The 16,219-nt window shown below is 69.7% G+C and carries 13 protein-coding genes; 9 read left to right on the forward strand and 4 right to left on the reverse strand.

All coding sequences use genetic code 11. The features are described 5' to 3' along the window. The first annotated feature begins 15 nt into the window (after positions 1–15). The 3 genes from D0T12_RS20940 to D0T12_RS20950 are packed head-to-tail and all read left to right on the forward strand — an operon-like array spanning position 16 to position 5,169. Positions 16–2,850, forward strand: a complete 2,835-nt coding sequence (locus D0T12_RS20940; RefSeq protein WP_233526194.1) for a lantibiotic dehydratase — start codon at positions 16–18, stop codon at positions 2,848–2,850. Between the two features lie 25 nt (positions 2,851–2,875). Beyond that, positions 2,876–4,015 carry a lantibiotic dehydratase C-terminal domain-containing protein gene (locus D0T12_RS20945; RefSeq protein ID WP_117401343.1) on the forward strand — a complete coding sequence of 380 codons (1,140 nt, stop codon included), beginning with the start codon at positions 2,876–2,878 and terminating at the stop codon, positions 4,013–4,015. Continuing rightward, entirely contained in the window at positions 4,012–5,169 is a 1,158-nt protein-coding gene (locus D0T12_RS20950; protein WP_117401344.1) for a zinc metalloprotease, read from the forward strand. Before D0T12_RS20945 ends, D0T12_RS20950 begins: the two co-directional genes overlap by 4 nt. A gap of 4 nt (positions 5,170–5,173) precedes the next feature. Here D0T12_RS20950 and D0T12_RS20955 read toward each other — a convergent pair whose 3' ends face one another. Further along, complete coding sequence (locus tag D0T12_RS20955) at positions 5,174–5,530, reverse strand: hypothetical protein (protein WP_117401345.1); 357 nt, start codon at positions 5,528–5,530, stop codon at positions 5,174–5,176. Positions 5,531–5,635: 105 nt separating this feature from the next. Beyond that, positions 5,636–6,208 carry a hemerythrin domain-containing protein gene (locus D0T12_RS20960; RefSeq protein ID WP_117401346.1) on the reverse strand — a complete coding sequence of 191 codons (573 nt, stop codon included), beginning with the start codon at positions 6,206–6,208 and terminating at the stop codon, positions 5,636–5,638. 199 nt (positions 6,209–6,407) lie between these two features. On the opposite strand from D0T12_RS20960, the gene D0T12_RS20965 reads away from it, so the two are divergent. Together D0T12_RS20965 and D0T12_RS20970 are read left to right on the forward strand one after the other, a co-directional pair. Beyond that, positions 6,408–7,601, forward strand: coding sequence for a hypothetical protein (locus tag D0T12_RS20965; protein WP_117401347.1), 1,194 nt, complete (start codon positions 6,408–6,410; stop codon positions 7,599–7,601). Between the two features lie 166 nt (positions 7,602–7,767). After that, positions 7,768–8,118 carry an NlpC/P60 family protein gene (locus tag D0T12_RS20970; RefSeq protein ID WP_199487593.1) on the forward strand — a complete coding sequence of 117 codons (351 nt, stop codon included), beginning with the start codon at positions 7,768–7,770 and terminating at the stop codon, positions 8,116–8,118. A 4-nt stretch (positions 8,119–8,122) separates the two neighbouring features. On the opposite strand, the gene D0T12_RS20975 is transcribed toward D0T12_RS20970, so the two are convergent. Then, positions 8,123–8,545 carry a MarR family winged helix-turn-helix transcriptional regulator gene (locus tag D0T12_RS20975; RefSeq protein WP_117401349.1) on the reverse strand — a complete coding sequence of 141 codons (423 nt, stop codon included), beginning with the start codon at positions 8,543–8,545 and terminating at the stop codon, positions 8,123–8,125. Positions 8,546–8,626: 81 nt separating this feature from the next. On the opposite strand from D0T12_RS20975, the gene D0T12_RS20980 reads away from it, so the two are divergent. Both D0T12_RS20980 and D0T12_RS20985 read left to right on the forward strand, forming a co-directional pair. Beyond that, the gene (locus D0T12_RS20980) at positions 8,627–9,619 is read left to right on the forward strand and encodes a quinone oxidoreductase family protein (RefSeq protein ID WP_117401350.1); all 993 of its coding nucleotides are present in this window, start codon (positions 8,627–8,629) and stop codon (positions 9,617–9,619) included. 98 nt (positions 9,620–9,717) lie between these two features. Then, positions 9,718–11,682: a pectate lyase family protein gene (locus tag D0T12_RS20985; protein WP_147339567.1), complete on the forward strand. Its 1,965-nt coding sequence runs from the start codon at positions 9,718–9,720 to the stop codon at positions 11,680–11,682. A 25-nt stretch (positions 11,683–11,707) separates the two neighbouring features. Here the strand turns inward: D0T12_RS20985 and D0T12_RS20990 are convergent, their stop codons facing one another. After that, the gene (locus D0T12_RS20990; RefSeq protein WP_147339568.1) at positions 11,708–14,155 is read right to left on the reverse strand and encodes a CHAT domain-containing protein; all 2,448 of its coding nucleotides are present in this window, start codon (positions 14,153–14,155) and stop codon (positions 11,708–11,710) included. An 83-nt stretch (positions 14,156–14,238) separates the two neighbouring features. Between D0T12_RS20990 and D0T12_RS20995 the strand changes: the two genes are divergently transcribed. Both D0T12_RS20995 and D0T12_RS35435 read left to right on the forward strand, forming a co-directional pair. After that, positions 14,239–14,718, forward strand: coding sequence for a hypothetical protein (locus D0T12_RS20995; RefSeq protein WP_117401353.1), 480 nt, complete (start codon positions 14,239–14,241; stop codon positions 14,716–14,718). Between the two features lie 4 nt (positions 14,719–14,722). Further along, positions 14,723–16,216: a CpaB family protein gene (locus D0T12_RS35435; protein ID WP_158581563.1), complete on the forward strand. Its 1,494-nt coding sequence runs from the start codon at positions 14,723–14,725 to the stop codon at positions 16,214–16,216. Positions 16,217–16,219 lie beyond the last annotated feature (3 nt).

The raw sequence follows: 16,219 nt of genomic DNA on the forward strand, positions 1-16,219 counted from the left end.
ACTGTGGGAGAGGCTTTGCGAACGGTTCCGGATACCGCGTCACCTGACGCGCCGGCCCAGGCGTTCCAGCCGGACGACAGGGCGGGTTGGCTGCTGACGCCGCTGTTCATGCTGCGGCGTGGCGGGCTGCCGATCGACACGGTGCGGCCGTTGCGCTTCACCGAGACGCTCCGCTGGACGGCGGACGTGCTGGAGTTGGAAGAACGGCTCGACCGGCACAAGGGCGGGGCGGCCGACACGCTCGCCGACGCGGTCGGCGGCCTGATCGACGAACGGCTGCGGCGGGACCTGCTCGCGCTGCGCCGCGACGTCTTCAACCGGCGGCTGCCGCGCGACCTCGCACGGGCCCGGCGGCTCACCGAGGAACGCGGCCTGCGGGGCGTCGGCGAATGGCTGGACCTGCGGGTGCGGTACGAGGACGTGCTGGCCGCGGGCGTGCCGGTGCTCGACGGTGAGCTGCGGCAGCGCCGCGAGTACGTCCGCGGGCTGGCCCGGGACCCGCGGCTGCGGCACGGCCTGCTGCTCGCGTCCCCCTCGCTCGACCGCTACCTGTCGGCCTACCTGGAGGCGCCGCCGGGCCCGCTCGGCAAACGCGCCCGCCGGATCGAGCGGTCTTTGCTGGAGTACGTCTACCGCAGCGCGTGCAAGACGAGCCCGTTCAGCACCTTCACCACCGTGGCGCTCGGCGGGTTCGAGCCCCACCCGTCCGACGGGACGATGCCCGAGACGGCGTCCGGGGCGGTGAACGGGGCGGCGACCGAAGCGTGGACGGGCGCGATGCTGGCCGCCGACGACATCGGCGGTCCGGGCAGCAGCCATGTCCGGATCAACGTGGCGATGCTGGCGCGGCTGTCCGAGGTCATCATGGAGGACGCGGCGCTGCGCGAGGACCTCCCGGTCGAGGCCACCTCCGGGTGGAGCGGCGAGCGCGACCGGATCCGCTACGTCCGCCGCACCCACCGGTCCGGCGACACCGAGGCCGCCGTCACGTTCGACTCCCTGCGCGAGGACCTGTTCTACCTGTCCCGCGGTTCGGTGCTCGACGAGGTGCTGCGCCTCCTCGAAGACCACCCGCGGATCCGGATGGGGGAACTGGCCGAACGGCTGCGGGCGGCCGACCCCGAGCGACGCGACCGCAAGGCCATCGAGCTGTACCTGAGCCGGCTGCTGAGGTTGAGCCTGCTGACCGTGCCGCTGCTCCAGGTCGACATCCACAGCGACGACCCGCTCCGCGGGTTCCGTGACCGGATCGCGCGGATCGACCGGCCCTGGGCGGTCGACCTGGCCGAGCGGCTGGACCTGGTCGCCGACCATCTCGCGCTGTACGGCGGCGCCGACCTCGACGAGCGGCGGCGGCTGGTGGACTCCGTCCGCAGCGAGTTCGTCGAGGCGCAGCACGAGCTGGGCCTGAACGAGGTCACCACGCCCCGCACGCTGGTCTACGAGGACGTCTCGCACCCCGAGGCGCACATCACCGCCGACCGCGAGGGGTGGGAGCGCACGCTGCTGCCGTCCCTGCGGGGACTGTCCCGGATCCTGCCGCTGTTCGACATGACGCTTCCGCAACGGCTGAACCTCAAGGGGTTCTTCATGGCCCGCTACGGCCGGGGCGGCCGGTGCGAGGACGTGCTGCGGTTCGTCCACGAGTTCCACCGCGACTTCTTCGACCAGTTCATGAAGGCCTCCCAGCGCCGCCGCGCCTTCGACGCCGACGGCGAGTACGTCCCGCTGGACAACTGGCTGCGGCTGCCGGAGATCACCGCGCTCGACGACGCGCGCCGCACGCTGGTGGACCGGATGCGCCACGCGTACGACACGCTGCCCGCCGACGCCGACGAACTGGTGCTGGACGACGAGTTCGTCGACGCGGTGGCGCGGGAGCTGCCGCCGTCCCTGGACGGCTTCGACCCGCGCAGCTTCTTCCTCCAGGTCGCCGACGACGGGGGCCGTCCGCTGGGCGTGCTGAACCGTACGTACTCCGGGCTCACGCTCTTGTTCTCACGGTTCGCGCACTGCTTCGGCGGCGGAGACGGTCTGGCCGAGCAGATGCGGAAGATCCTCGCCGACCTCCAGCCGGAGGGCGCGGTGTTCGCCGAGCTGACCGGCGGCTACGACACCACGAACCTGAACCTGCACCCGCCGGTCACCCCGTACGAGCTGGTCTGTCCCGGCGAGACCAGCTTCCGTCCGCAGAACGCCCAGATCCCCATCGCCGACCTGGTCATCGAGCACGACGAGGAGACCGACCGGGTGCTGCTGCGGTCCCGCACCCTGGACACCGAGGTGATCCCGGTCTACCTCGGGTTCCTCGTCCCGATGGCGCTGCCGGAGGTGCAGCGCGGGCTGCTGCTGTTCTCGCACACCACCATGGCGTCGCTCGACCTGTGGCACGGGGTCGACAAGCCGCTGCTCGGCGCGGCGATCGGCGGGCATCCACGGGTCCGGTACCGGGACCTGGTACTGACCCGGCGCACCTGGAAGATGGTGCCCGACCACCTGCCGGACCGGGCGAGCGCGGCCTCGGACGCGGAGTGGTTCCTGGCCTGGCAACGCTGGCGCCGCGACAACGGCCTGCCCGCCCGCGTCTTCGCCGCCGTCGACGCCGACGCGTCGGACGGGGCGGCGGGCGAACGTCCGGCGAACGCGCCGCGCAAACCGCAGTACGTGGACTTCGACAGTTACTTCTCGCTCGGCATCCTCGACCAGCTCGCCCGGCAGGCCGGCAGCCGGGTGGTCATGCAGGAGATGCTGCCGGACCACGAACAGCTCTGGCTGCGCACCGCGGAGGGCTCGTTCGTCACCGAGCAGACCATCGAGCTCACCCGGGTCGAGAACCGGCCCGGGAACTAGGCAAGGCGGACCAAGGGAGGTCACGATGGACGCGACGACGACGGCCACCGAGCCCGCCGTGGCGGAGGGACAATGGGAGGCCATCCACATCTTCTACGCCAGCGACCCGAAGCCGTTGCTCGGTGAGTGTGTCGCTCCGCTGGTGGAGGACCTGCGCGGGCGCGGGCTGCTGGCCCGCTACTTCTTCATCAACTACTGGCTGGAGGGGCCGCACGTGCGGCTCCGGCTCAAGCCGATCACCGAGGAGGCGGCGCCCGAGGTCCGCCGGATCGCCGAGGAGGCGATCGACGCCTTCCTGGCCCGGCGGCCCGCGCTGTACGAGGTCGACTCCGACTTCCTCACCGGCTTCTACGACGACATGTTCCGGCTGGAGTACAGCGAGGAGGAGCGGGTGGCCCGGTACGGCACCGATGGCCGGATGCCGCTGCGGCCCAACAACTCCCGCCACTACATCGAGTACGAGCCGGAGTACGACAAGTACGGCGGCCCGCACGGCGTCGAGCTCGCCGAATGGCATTTCGAACATTCCAGCGACCTCGTCCTGCGGCTCATCGACCGGGCGAACCTGCACCTGCGGCCGTCCACGCTCGGCATCGCCACGCAGCTCATGACGATCATGTCGATCTCGTTCCTGGCCGACCGGGACCGCATCGCCGACTTCATGGTGCGGTACCACCATTTCTGGCACGACTGGTTCAAGCTGAGCACGGGGGAGCGGGACACCGCGTACAAGGAGAACTACGAAGAGGTGGCGGTGGACCTCCGGCGCCGCTTCGACGAGATCTTCACCGCGATCACCGAGGACCGGCCCGACCGGCTCACCGGCTTCAGCCAGAGCTGGGCCGAGCACTGCGCGCGGCTCCGTGAACGGGTCGTCGACCACGCCGAACGCGGACTGCTGGTCTTCCCCGTCGCGGACGGCGGGCGCGCGTGGCCCGCGGCCGGAGCCGAGGTCCGGCGGGAGCCGATCACCGACCCGGCGGCGGCGCTGCGCATCCTGCTCACCCCCTACATGCACATGACCAACAACCGGCTGGGCGCCAACGTCGTCGACGAGTCGTACCTGTCGTACCTGCTGCTGCGCTCGCTCAGGGACGACGATCCGACCGCGGACGAGCCGTCATCGGACGCGCCCTCCATGGACGCGACGGCGGACCGCCGGTGAGCAGTGCCGGGGAGGCGCTGGCGGCGGCCCGCCCGCGCCTCCGCGACGACATCGTGCTGGGCCCGGCGGTGCGCAGCGGACCGGTGCTGGTGCACAACGTGAAGGACCCGGTCGTCGGCCGGTACTACCAGATCGGCCCGCGCGAGTACTTCGTCATGAGCCGCCTGGACGGCAGCACCTCGCTGGAGGAGATCGGCGTCGAGTACGCGGCGGAGTTCCGCCGGCGGCTCGGCGACGAGCAGTGGCGGCAGATCCTGTCCACCCTGGCGGCCCGCCGCCTCCTCACCGGCACCGAGGCCCCCGCCGGCGCCGCCGACGGCGCGTCCGCCGTCCCGGGGCCCGCGGCGGAGCCGGACAAGCGCACGCTGCTGAACGCGCGGGTGGCGCTGCTGGACCCCCAGCGGTTCTTCGACCGGATCCTGCCGTACCTGCGCCCGCTGTTCTCCGCGCCTTTCGTGGTGCCCGCGCTGCTGGCCGTCGCCGGACTCATGGTGATGGTCGTCGTGGAGGCCGGCACGCTCGCGGGGGAGGCGAAGCGGCTGTGGGAGGCCCCGGCGGCGGGGGTGACGGTCGCGCTGATCCTGTGGCTCAGCGTGGCCGTGCACGAGGTGGCCCACGGCCTGACGGCCACGCACTTCGGCGGCGGTTCGTCCGAGATCGGAGTGCTGTGGCGCTTCCCGGTGCTGGCGCCCTACTGCCGGGTCAGCGACGTCCTGCTGTTCCGGCGCCGGTGGCACCGGGTGTGCACGGCGTTCGCCGGGGTGTTCGCGAGCCTGCTCGTGCTGCTCCCGGTAGTGCCGCTGTACTTCCTGGCGCCGGAGGACGGCGTCCTGCGCCATGCCGCCGCCGCCCTGCTGCTGTTCGGGACGTTCTCGGCGGTCGCCAACTTCATCCCGTTCCTCCAGCTCGACGGCTACTTCATGCTCAACCACGCGCTAGGCATGCAGAACCTCAGGGTGGAGAGCTACACGTTCCTGAAACTGTGGATCGGCCATGTGAGGCGCCGCGACGGCGCCGCCGCGCTGGAGCGGTACCCGCGCCGCACGAAAATCGCCTACGCCCTCTACGGGGTGGGTTCGGTCATCTTCGGGGCGGTCCTGGCCTGCTGGTTCGCCATCTGGCTGCTGACCCTGGCATGGGGCCTGCTCGACTGAGGGGTCAGCGGGGACGGCCACCGAGGACGGCGGCGACGTTGATCACGCCGACGACGATCCAGACCACCAGGACGGCGGGCATCCCGCCGGAGCCCATCGTCCCGCCGATCGCCCCGGTCGCCAGGAAGCCGCCGAGCATGGAGGCGAACACCAGCTCCGGGGAGGTTCCCCGGCGCTCGGGTCGGGCGGCCGCGCTCTCGGCCAGCCGGGCCTCGACCCGAGCGTCCACCCGGGCCTCGATCGTGGCGTCGAGCCGTTCGAGAAACGACTCGACGATCTCGGGTTCGAAGTCGTGTCCGAGTTCCTGCCGCGCGGCCAGGGCGGCCCGCAGCTCCTGCCCGACCTCATCGTGAGCCGTCATATAAAAGCTGTATCCCGACTTCAAAGAATTGTCCAGAAGCGATCGAGAAACAGTCGCCCTAATGTGGGCTCCGAGGCGATATGAAGGGAATTCCGTGCCGGCCGGTCAGCCCTTGTCCCGGGCGTCGCGGATCAGGTCACGGACGCGGTCGACCACGGCGACCATGGGACCGGCGAGCAGGTTCTTGGTGGCGCTCTCGGTTCCGGGATGGGGACGCGTCGGCGCGGTGGCCTCGGCGGCGCGGACCGCGGCGGCGAAGCCCCTGAGCTGCGCGGGGCTGAACTCGTCCTTGAGCCGGTCGAACTCGTAGCGCTCCTCGGCGCGGGCATGGGTGAGGACGTCCATGCGCAGTTTGTCGATCGACTTGAGGAATCCCGGATCGTCGGTGTTCATGCCGTCCAGCTCGGTGAGGAGTTCCTTCGCGGCCCGCTCCTCGGCCAGCCGGTCGTCCACGATCCCGTCGCCGCCGGGCAGCCGCCGGGCCATCGGGTGGATGAGCTCCTCCTCGGCGGTCTCGTGCACCGCGAGGAGCCGCACCAGTTGACGGAAGGCCTCCTTGCGGGCCTCCCCCTCGGTGTGCATCACCTGGTCGAACAGGTCTCGGATCCGGCCGTGCTGGGCGCGCAGCAGGTCGATGACGTCCTCGGTCGTCCGCGCGTCGGTCGGTGTGGTCCGCATGAGCCCTCCCGGCTTCAGGGTCGTGAATCGCGCCCGGCGGTGGGCGACCCGCGTCCCGTACCCGGGGTTCGGACGCCTAAGCGAGCCGAAATGCGCGCCCGCAAAATCTTGGCCGGAATTCGGATCGGATGTGCGTTGTCGCGCTCCCCGGGTAGGGGCGCTTCCGCCGAGAGATCCGATTCACAGGAAGGTGAGCCCGATGGCGTTCAACCCGCTCGAACATCGTGGCATTCCGTTGGACGACCAGCTGCGCAACTGGGCCCAGCTGGACGTCGCCCCCGTCGACCCCGACCGTTCCGATCCCTACACCAAGTGCCGGATCATCGCGATGAACGGGATCGAGGTGGAGGCCATCATGTTCAGCCACCACTTCGCCCGTGTCTGTCCCGACGTCGAGGTCAAGCAGCAACTGGCCAAGGTCCGCTATATCGAGGCGCAGCAGCAGAAGGTCGTCAACTGGCTCCTGCCCGGTCAGGCGTCGGTGCTGGAGACCACGATCAGCTACGAGCAGGTCGCCGTCGACCTGACCGGCTGGGTCGCCCGCATGGAGCCCGACCCCTACCTCAAGCAGGCCTACCAGTTCGGGCTGCTGGAGGACTTCGACCACCTGTACCGGTACGCCAACCTGTACGAGATCATCGAGCACCGCAAGGCCGAGAAGGTCATCGACCAGTTGACCGAGGTCATGCCGGGCCGGCCCGGATACCTTCAGCACCGCAACCCGGTCGACAACGTTCGCGAACCGTACGACAAGGACGCGGCCGCGCCCATCTCGAAACTGCACGCGCTGACCATCATGGCGGCCGAGCAGCAGACGATGAACTTCTACATGAACGTCGGCCCCATGTACATGGAGCCGATCGCCCGGCAGCTCTACCAGGAGATCGGCCTGGTCGAGGAGGAGCACGTCACGCACTACGAGTCGCTGGTCGACCCGGGCGAGACGTGGTGGGAGCGGCTGGTCAACCACGAGTACAACGAGTGCTACATGTACTACTCCTTCATGCAGACCGAGAGCGACCCGCGCGTCAAGGGCATCTGGGAGCTGCACCTGAACATGGAGTTGGAGCACCTGCGGATCGCCTGCGATCTGATGCGCCGCCACGACGGCCGCGACCCCGAGTCCGTGCTGGCCCCCGTGCTGCCCGAGCCGGTCACCTTCGAGCCGAACAAGCACCTGGTACGTGAGCTGCTGTCCACCCAGATCGACTGGACGACGCTCGGCACCGGCTACGTCCAGGAGGCCCACCGCCGGTTCGAGGAGTACCAGGACAAGATCAACGCCGAGCGGGGCGCGCAGGAGCGCGTCATCGACGAACACCGCGACAAGTTCGGCGACGAGTACCGCCTCGCCACCGAAGGCCCCCACCCCGTCGAACGCCTCCGCGGCTGACCGGCAACGGCACCGGCGGCTTCCGCCTCACCGGCTCGGATTAGGGTGTCTTGCGGTGCGGTCGGCGGGATCCGCTGCTTGGGGGTGGTGTGCGGTGCTGGCTCGGCTTCCCTCCGAATTCTGGGATGTCCGGTATGTCGGGGCCCGGTTTCCGGGGTCCCCGGCCGTGGCCGAGGAACCCGGCATCGCCGCCGGTGCCAACTGCCAGTTGTTCGCCTATCGAGTGCTCATGCACTTCGGGCTCGATGCGCCCGCGCTGCGATCAAGCGAGTTGTGGGCCGACACGGAACGGACGACGCGGGTGTCGGCGCCTCGGCCGTTGGACCTGGTCCTCGTCAACGCCACCGGCGATGCCTGGGGTGCTCATGTCGGCGTCTGGGTCGATGACGACCAGATCCTTCATCTCAGTTCCGAGGTCGGACATCCGGCCGTGTGGAGCATGGACGACTTCGCGGCACGGGACCGGTACCGCACGGTGATCGGCTTCAAGCGCGTCACCCGCCGGCTTCCGGAATGAACCGTCACCCCATGGCTTTGCGCAGCAGCGCCGTCAGCTGGTTCTGCTCGTCGAGGGTGAGTCGTTCGACCGCCGTCCGGCCGAAGGTGAAGGCCTCCGCGAACCGCTGGTTCATCTCGTCCCCCCGAGGGGTTCGCACGACGATCCGTGCGCGGCGGTCCTCGGGATTCGGTTCCCGGACCGCGAGCCCGAGCGCTTCGAGCCGCGCGACGATCTGGGTGATGTTGGAGGCGTCGCACCCGAGTTCCTCGGCGAGAGCGCCCATGCCGCACGGCTCGTAGAGGCGTCCGAGCAGACATGCCTGCGCCGGGCTGAGCCCCAGCTTCGCCGCGGCCGACTCGTAGGCGCGTTCGTAGACGTCGACCAGGTCGAACAGGACGGCCTCGGCTTCGGACGAGGTACTCGCGGGTCTGTTCGGCAGCGACATGCCCCCAGTGTACGTTGCTTGATTCTCTCAAGTAATCATGCTGCAATGTACTTGATCCACTCAAGCAAATAGGAGGTCCCGATGGGCAGCAAGGCTCAGGACACGGCGAGCGGCGCGAGCGTGCCGGCGGAGATGAACGCGGTCGTGCTCGACCGGTTCGGGGGAGTCGACGAACTCAAGCAGCGCCGGATCCCGGTTCCGGAGTTCGGCGACGACGACGTACTCCTCCGGGTGGAGTACGCGGGGGCCGGGTCCTGGGACGTCCTGGAGCGTAAGGGCCTCTACGACAACGCTTTCGGCGCCGAGTCGACCTTCCCCTTCGTCCTGGGCTGGGACGCGGCGGGCACGGTGGCCGCGGTCGGGCGCAACGTCACCCGATTCGAGGTGGGCGATCGTGTCTACGCCGCGACGATCCCGGTCTTGCGGACCGGCTTCTACGCCGAATACAGCGCCGTCGAGGCCGAGCACGTGGCGCATGTGCCCGACCGGCTGCCGACCGACCAGGCCGGTGCGCTGGGCTGGGACGCCCTGACCGCGCTGACCGGCTTCGACGTGCTCGACCTCCGGTCGGGCGACTCGCTCATGGTCTTCGGGGCCAGCGGAGGAGTCGGGCACATGGCCGTGCAGCTGGCGCGGCACAGAGGCATCCGGGTGCTGGCCGTCGCGTCCGGGGACGACGGTGTCGCGCTCTCCCGGCGGCTGGGCGCCGACGCCGTCGTCGACGGCCGCAAGGTCGATGTACTGGCCGCGGCCTCGGAGTTCGCACCGGACGGGCTCGACGGGGCCTTCATCACCGCGGGCGGCGAGGTCGCCGAGCGGGCGCTCGGCGCGGTCAAGGATTCCGGTCGGATCGCGTGGCCGAACGGCGTCGAGCCCGAACCTGCCAAGACCCCGGCCGCGAAGGTGTTCCGCAACGACGGGGATCGCCTCGCCACCGACCGGCTGAACGCGATCATCGAGGCGAGTTCGTTCGAGGTCCACCTCGGCGGGGTCTTCCCGCTGGAGCGGATCGCGGACGCGCATCGTGCCCTGGACGAGCACTATGTCGGAAAGCTGGCCATCAAGATCGGGTAAGGCGCCGAGGGGCCCGAGGTGTTATGGGTCTTGTGCGGCGGGAGCCCGCCGCTGATGCTTGGTCTTCGAACTTGATCAAGTATGGAGGCGGCGGTTCGATGCGTGCGCGCCGACGTTCGGCGATGGCCGTGGCCGGGCTGGTGGGCTTGGGCGGCGCGATGCCGGTCGCGCCGGACGAGCCGCCAGGCCCGGCGCTGACCGGTCTTGATCTGACCGCCGCCAACCGCCGCCCTCCGGTGGACGGGCTGTACGACTGGTCCAGTGCCGGATACCGCGCGGGCGCCCGGCTCCCGACCGAGGCGGAACTCACCTCGGACGCCGACTGCCTCCTGGGGCCGGAGACACTCGCGAAGACTTATGACGTCGTCCCCGACGACGAAGGCGATGATGGCGCGGGGATTCAGCGGGCGATCGATCATGTCCGCGCCGAATGCAGCCCCAAGGCCGGTTACACGAAGCTGAGCCGGATCCAGCTCCCCGCCGGGCGGCTCCTGGTCAACGCGCAGATCAGGGTCGATGCCGACTACCTCGTCCTCACCGGCGCGGGCTCCGATCCCGACAAGGGAACGAAGATCGTTTACACGCCCGATGCCGCCACCCGGTACGACGTCCTGACCGCAGGCAACGCCGACTGGGACGAGGACGGCATGGTGTGGGGCCCGGCGAAGGGCGGCTGGATCTGGCCGGGCCGAGGTTTGTTCGCCGTCGCCTCCCGTGAAGTGGCCGCCAGGTACCGCGCCGACGCGCCCCGGCCGGAGCCCCAGAACTACGACAACGCCCCGGCCAACCGCCGGGACCTGTTCGAAGGCACGGTGAACGCCCACTGGGTCTCCGGCGCCACGCTGCGGGCGATGCCGGGCGAGACCGCGTACGCGGGCAGAAAGGGCCAGACAAAGGTCTATCTGAACGCCGGAACGACCGGCGCGATCATGCGTGGCTTCAAGGTGGGCGGCCATGTCAACGTCCGGGCGGCCAACAGCGTGAGGTTCTACGGCGAGATGTCGGTGCCGGCCGATCACGCCTCCTTGCAGAACCTGCACATGCGGCAGCAGATCTTCGGTATCACCGAGGTCGACACCACCGACAAGGTGATCACGCTCGACAAGTCGCTGGAGTTCGACGTGCCGGTCGACTCGACATCGGACGGATCACCCATGATCGACGGACGGGTGTACACCTCGAAGGCGGCACCGCTGGTCGATCCGGTGGTGGGCGTCGGCATCGAGAACCTGTACCTCACCCAGACGGCACCCAAGGGCAAGACGGCGAAGGACGCCGTGCACGACTACGGCAATTTCGATCCCGCGGGCCAGATGCACGGCATCGTCCTGAAGGGTGCGGTGAACGACTGGGTTCGAGGCGTCCGCGCGGACATGACCGGCTCACACCCGATCGTCACCGAAGAGGCCAAGAACCTCTCCATCGTTGACAACACCCTCGACGGGTCGTGGAACAAGGGCGCGGGCGGCAACGGCTATTTCCGTGGTTCCCGCGTCTGGGACTCGGTCTACGCCGGTAACACCACACGCCACCTGCGGCACTTCACCTTCCAGTGGTCGGCCTCGGGCAACGTCGCGATCGGCAACAGCTTCGACTCGGACCTGAACCTGCACGGCGGCTGGGAACGCCACAACCTCTTCGAACTCAACAACGTGACCGTCCCCTACGAGCACCGGCCGGGGAGATGCAGTGTCAACTGCGGTGAAGAGGGCGGCGGCAAGCCCGGCGACGGCACCTGGTTCCCCATCTACTGGTCCGCGGGCGCCAAGGCGGTGAAATGGTCGGGTTCGTCGGGGCCCGACAACGTCTTCTTCCGCAACGCGCTGCGTAAACAGGCCGACGACCCGAACGCCCCCTACTTCGACTACTACGGCGACCGCAAGAAAATCTACCGGTTCGGCGTGGACGGCTCCGGCGCCTGGCACCACCTGGACGTCGACGGTAAACCGATCAGCGACTGGCTCGACAACGAGCGGCACGACTACACCGGCGGCCACGGCGTCGCCGACACCGCGACGTCCGAGTACCCCTCTATCTTCCTGTCCGCCCTCCCGAAGCGGTAGATGCCCAAGCTCCGGTGCGGGATGCTCAGCGGCCCACATGGACGAAGGGTGCCCACAGGTCCACTTTCTCGGCGCCGAGGAGGTCGCGGAGGTCCACGGTCGCGGCATGCAGTGCTCGGGCCACGGTGTCGGGCGAGCGGACGTCCGGTTCCGCGGCCAGCGCACCGAAGACGTGCTCGGCGGCGTGGGCGACCGCCAGGTCCTTCGCCGGCCACAGAGTGCCGACGACGTCCTGCCAACCCGCCAGGCGGAGCGCACCGGCCAGACTGAGCGCCTCGTCCAAGTTGTGCAAGCCGCCCACCGCGGTCTGGCAGGCGCCGAGGAACGCGACTTCACCGGACTTGGCGGCACCGATGAGCCGGCCGACGGTCAGCAGACCGTCGGAGAGCCGCAACCCGCCCATGACCGGATGCTCCATGTCCTGGTGACCGTGGCAGGCGAAATAGACGTATGAGTGATGCTCCAGCTCGGACAGGACCCGCTCCCGTGTCGCGTCCTCGTTCTTGAGCGCGGTGTGACGTCCCGCGAACTCCCTCGCAAGGAACTCCGTCTCCACGGGGCGCAGTCCTTCGTCGGCGATCGCCGTGATGAGCAGCCGTGGCGGCTCACCGGTCGACGGTTCGTCCCGCGCCGGGCCAGACAGGAACGACAGTGCCGGAGTGTAGGACGACACCACCCGGTCGGGGACGTTCCCACCGCCGTCATCGCCGTACCGGCCCGCCGCGTGCAACGGCACCATGGACAGGAAACTGGTCGGACACCACCAGATCCGCGGCATGGGTCCGTCGCCCGTGTCGCGGTCGTGGCCGAGTTCGGATAGGACGGGTTCGGCGATCACGTCCCAACACCAGGCGAGGAGCTTGCTCGTGTGCGTGCGCGGGTCACCGGGGAAGTCGTCCTCGCTGAAGGCGCGCAGGAAGGCGAAGACGACGTCGAGTCCGGCCTCGAAATCCAGCCCCGGCAGCGGCACGACCCGTACACCGTCGCTGGAGACGATCAGGGCGTCGCCGCGCCAGCGGCTCAGATTGACCACGACCGCGGGTCCGTCCACCGCCCAACGCGCGATCAGGTCCGCCGCGGTGGGCGGGGCGATGGGCGCTCCGGCCGCGTCCGCGCGGTCCTGCGCGTGCAGCACCAGTCGGCCGCGTTCCAGTAGTTCCACGGCGAGTTCGGGATCGTCCAACTGGAGGGCGCAGGCGGCGGCGTCGACGGACAGGCCCGCCCAGGAGCGCCGGGCCAGTTGCACCGTGCGGTCGGAACGGCTCAGATGAGGGCCTGCCAGGTCGTGCAAGGCGTCGAGGGCCGTTCGGTAGGCGTCCATGGCCGACTCCCAGCGGCCGCGACCCCCCTCGAACAGGCTCCATTTCTGTGCCGCGTCCAGCCTCGCCCACGCACTGCCGCCGGGCGCGACGGTCGCCTCGCGCAGGGCCGCGACGGCGGCCTCGGCGTCGGTGGGGTCCTCGGTCAGCTCGAACCGTATCCGCTTCGCCGTCCCGAGGTTGGTGAGGACGTCCGCCCGCGCCGGATGGTCGGGCCCCGCGGCCTGCTCGGCGATTTCGCCCGTGCGGACGGCGTCGGCCGCGAGGTCGGGTCGTCGCAGCATCTCGGCCGCGTTCATCAGCACGCCGGTGACATGGTTGAGCAGGTCGACGTAGGAGGGGCTCTCGGGAGAGATCTCCGGCAGGGCGCGTCGGATCTGGCGGACGGCCTCCCGGGCCAGCTTCCGCCGCCGGCTTTCCCAGTGCCGGGCCCCGGTGATGTAGATCAGCGCGGCTTTCGCGAGTATCTCGGGCGGCGGAGGGATGCGCAGACTCGTCAGCATGCACGCTTCCGCGGCGTACTGCACCGCCTTGTGGAGTGCGGCGGCCTCGCCGGAGGCGTCGAACAGGGTGCGGTGGGCGGACGCCAGATCGATCGTGGCCTCAGCCCGCTCCGGAGACCGCTTCCGGTAGCCCTTGTACACGAAGTGGCGCAGTTCCACCCCGCGATGCAGATTCACCAGACGGCTCCACGTCTGCCACGCGGTCATATGGGCGTCCGCTACGGCGTGGGCCAGGTCCAGCGGACGGTCCCGCTCCGGCAGAGCGGCGAGATACGCCTCGCCCGCGGCAATGGCCTCGTTGAGGCGGGCGCCTTCGTCTCCCGTCTGCAAGGCGATCCGCTCCGCGACGGCGACGTGCATCAGAACCGTCGGGTACAGGTCGTGGTCGACGGAAAGGGCCCCGAACGTCGCTTCTGTCAGTTGCCGGAACCGGGTGAAGTCGTCGGACGAACCGGATTGCTGGAACCGGACCAATAACGCCAGCTGAAGCGCGACCCTCCGTGCCGGGTCGTCATCGCCGCTCTCGACCGCGGCGGCGTGCGCGTCCACGAGTTGGTCTAGTTCGGCGCCCGCCGGCATCGGCCGGGCGCGGGTGAACATTCCGGCGAGCGACGCCGCATCGCTCAAAAACGTCGAAAACCGTCTGGTCATTCGGCACCCTTGCTGTGAAGCCTACGCGCGGCGCCCGGCGAGCAGTAGGGAAACGGTGTGATCGGTACGCGGAACGGAGATTCATGACGGAACGGATGATCGCCGAGTTGGCGGTCGAGGCCCATGTGGCTCATGTCGGCGAGCCCGCACGCGAAGGGGACGTCACCGTCTTCGTCGACGATGACGGGCGTCCCGCCTCGGCGCTCGGCCCGCGCGGGTCGCTGGAGACCCTGAGCGTCGAGCCCGAGGCGTCGTTGGCCCGGGTCACCGGTCTGCTCAAGGAGACCGGTCTGATCGGGCGTGTGCTGAAGCAGGCGGTCCTGGTCGTCCTGGTGGGCGACGACGGCACGATCACCGGCGTCGTCCCGCCGCGGGTTCTGGCGAGCGTGCTGATCGAAGAGAGCGACCTGCGCTCCGACCCCGAACTGCACGGCCGCGACGATGTGCCGGCCGGAACGTCCGTCGTGTACTGCGAGCAGTGCAAGCTTCCCGGGCGCTACCACGTGGTCGACCCCGGCAGAACGAAGTGCGTCCACGGCGACCATCCGGTGCGGCGGAGCTGACTTCGTGGGCGGTCTGGTGGAGGGTGCGGCCGGGCTGCTGAGCAAGCGCCTGGTGGTCACCACGTGGATCCCGTTGTTCGTGTTGCTGAGTGCACTGGCGGCCTTGGTCGCGGCCGGAGCCGGGTGGGACGCGGTCACCCGGACGTGGGACGCCGTCCCGGCCGACCTTCGGATACTCGCGGGGTTGGCGCTGCTCGCGGCCACCACCCTGCTCGCCCATCTGCTGAACGCGGTGCGTCCTCAGCTGTTCCGGCTCTACGAGGGGTACTGGCCGAAGCGGCTCGAAAACCGCTACCGGAAGCGGCACGTCCATCGTCATGCGAAGCTGCTACACCGCGAAACGGATCCTTGGCCGACCTCCTATCCGAGGAACCAGGACAAGGTGCGTCCGACCCGCCTGGGGAACATCTTGTACGCGGCCGAAGAACATCCATGGTTCAAGTACAGGCTGCCCGCGAACGAGATCTGGCCACGTTTGTACGCCGCGCTACCCGAGTCCTTCGTACGGACGTTCTCGGGGGTCGCCGCCGCTGTGGAACTGATGGTCACGTTGAGCCTGCTGGCGGTCGTGTTCGCCTGCGTCGGAGCAGTGCTGGCGGTCGCCCTGCTGCCCTGGTACGTCGCGCCTCTGGTCATGTTGTGCGGTGCCTTGGTCTCCGGTTTCTGCTACGTCGCCGCCGTGCGCGCGGCCGTCCCCTACGCCAACCAGATCCGTGTGGCCTTCGACGTCCACCGCTGGAAGCTGTTGCAGGCCATCGGCCTACGGTTGCCGACCTCGTACAACGAGGAACTCGACCAATGGCGCCAGTTGCGCAAGCTGTGGTTCGGGGCGGGGCCCGACTCCGAGCATGAGGGCGCGCTGCGCTACCCCGAGGAAGCGGGGCCCATCGTCCTGAGCCTGCCGCCCGCCGCCGCGCCTCCGGCTCCGACCCCTGCCCCGGCCCCGGCACCGGGCGGTCCCGTGCCGTCGCCCGCGCCGCCCGCCCCTCCGGCCGCGGTCCGATCGCCCAGCCTGACCCGTGACCTCGCGCTCGTCCTCGCCGCCGCCCTGCTGTGCGTCACGGCCATCGGGCTGGTCCGCGCATCGACCGCGTCCGAGCCGACCGAGACCCGCCGCGCCCTGCCCGCCTACCACCAACTGAAGGCGGAGGACCTCACCGGACCGGACGCGGCACTCGTCAACCGCTACACCCTGGGTTCCGTGAAGGCCGGTGAGCCGCTGGCCAAGGCCGACCTCGGGCCGCGCCTGCCTCCGAACGCCCTCGCCCAGCGGTCGATCAGCGTCGTCACCCTCGCCCCGGGAAGTGCGGAGCTGGTCCGCCCCGGCGATCGCGCGACCCTTCGCTGGACACCGAACAAGGACCGGGACGAACCCGTCAGGACAGTGGGCGACGCTCTCGTCCTCCGCGTGGGACCTAAGGATCGCGCGGTCGTCGCCGTCCCCGCCGCCCGGCTGGCCGACCTGCCGACACGAACCCCCGTCCAGATCGCCCGATGACCA

The organism is Actinomadura spongiicola (genome assembly GCF_003432485.1).
Lineage (GTDB): Bacteria > Actinomycetota > Actinomycetes > Streptosporangiales > Streptosporangiaceae > Spirillospora > Spirillospora spongiicola.

What these genes read in the sequence shown, in the direction of transcription:
- D0T12_RS20980 (WP_117401350.1), top strand. Translation starts at nt 8,627, where the DNA reads ATGGGCAGCAAGGCTCAGGACACGGCGAGCGGCGCGAGCGTGCCGGCG.
- D0T12_RS20995 (WP_117401353.1), top strand. Translation starts at nt 14,239, where the DNA reads ATGACGGAACGGATGATCGCCGAGTTGGCGGTCGAGGCCCATGTGGCT.
- D0T12_RS20945 (WP_117401343.1), top strand. Translation starts at nt 2,876, where the DNA reads ATGGACGCGACGACGACGGCCACCGAGCCCGCCGTGGCGGAGGGACAA.
- D0T12_RS20975 (WP_117401349.1), bottom strand. Translation starts at nt 8,545, where the DNA reads ATGTCGCTGCCGAACAGACCCGCGAGTACCTCGTCCGAAGCCGAGGCC.
- D0T12_RS20990 (WP_147339568.1), bottom strand. Translation starts at nt 14,155, where the DNA reads ATGACCAGACGGTTTTCGACGTTTTTGAGCGATGCGGCGTCGCTCGCC.
- D0T12_RS20960 (WP_117401346.1), bottom strand. Translation starts at nt 6,208, where the DNA reads ATGCGGACCACACCGACCGACGCGCGGACGACCGAGGACGTCATCGAC.
- D0T12_RS20965 (WP_117401347.1), top strand. Translation starts at nt 6,408, where the DNA reads ATGGCGTTCAACCCGCTCGAACATCGTGGCATTCCGTTGGACGACCAG.
- D0T12_RS20955 (WP_117401345.1), bottom strand. Translation starts at nt 5,530, where the DNA reads ATGACGGCTCACGATGAGGTCGGGCAGGAGCTGCGGGCCGCCCTGGCC.
- D0T12_RS20985 (WP_147339567.1), top strand. Translation starts at nt 9,718, where the DNA reads ATGCGTGCGCGCCGACGTTCGGCGATGGCCGTGGCCGGGCTGGTGGGC.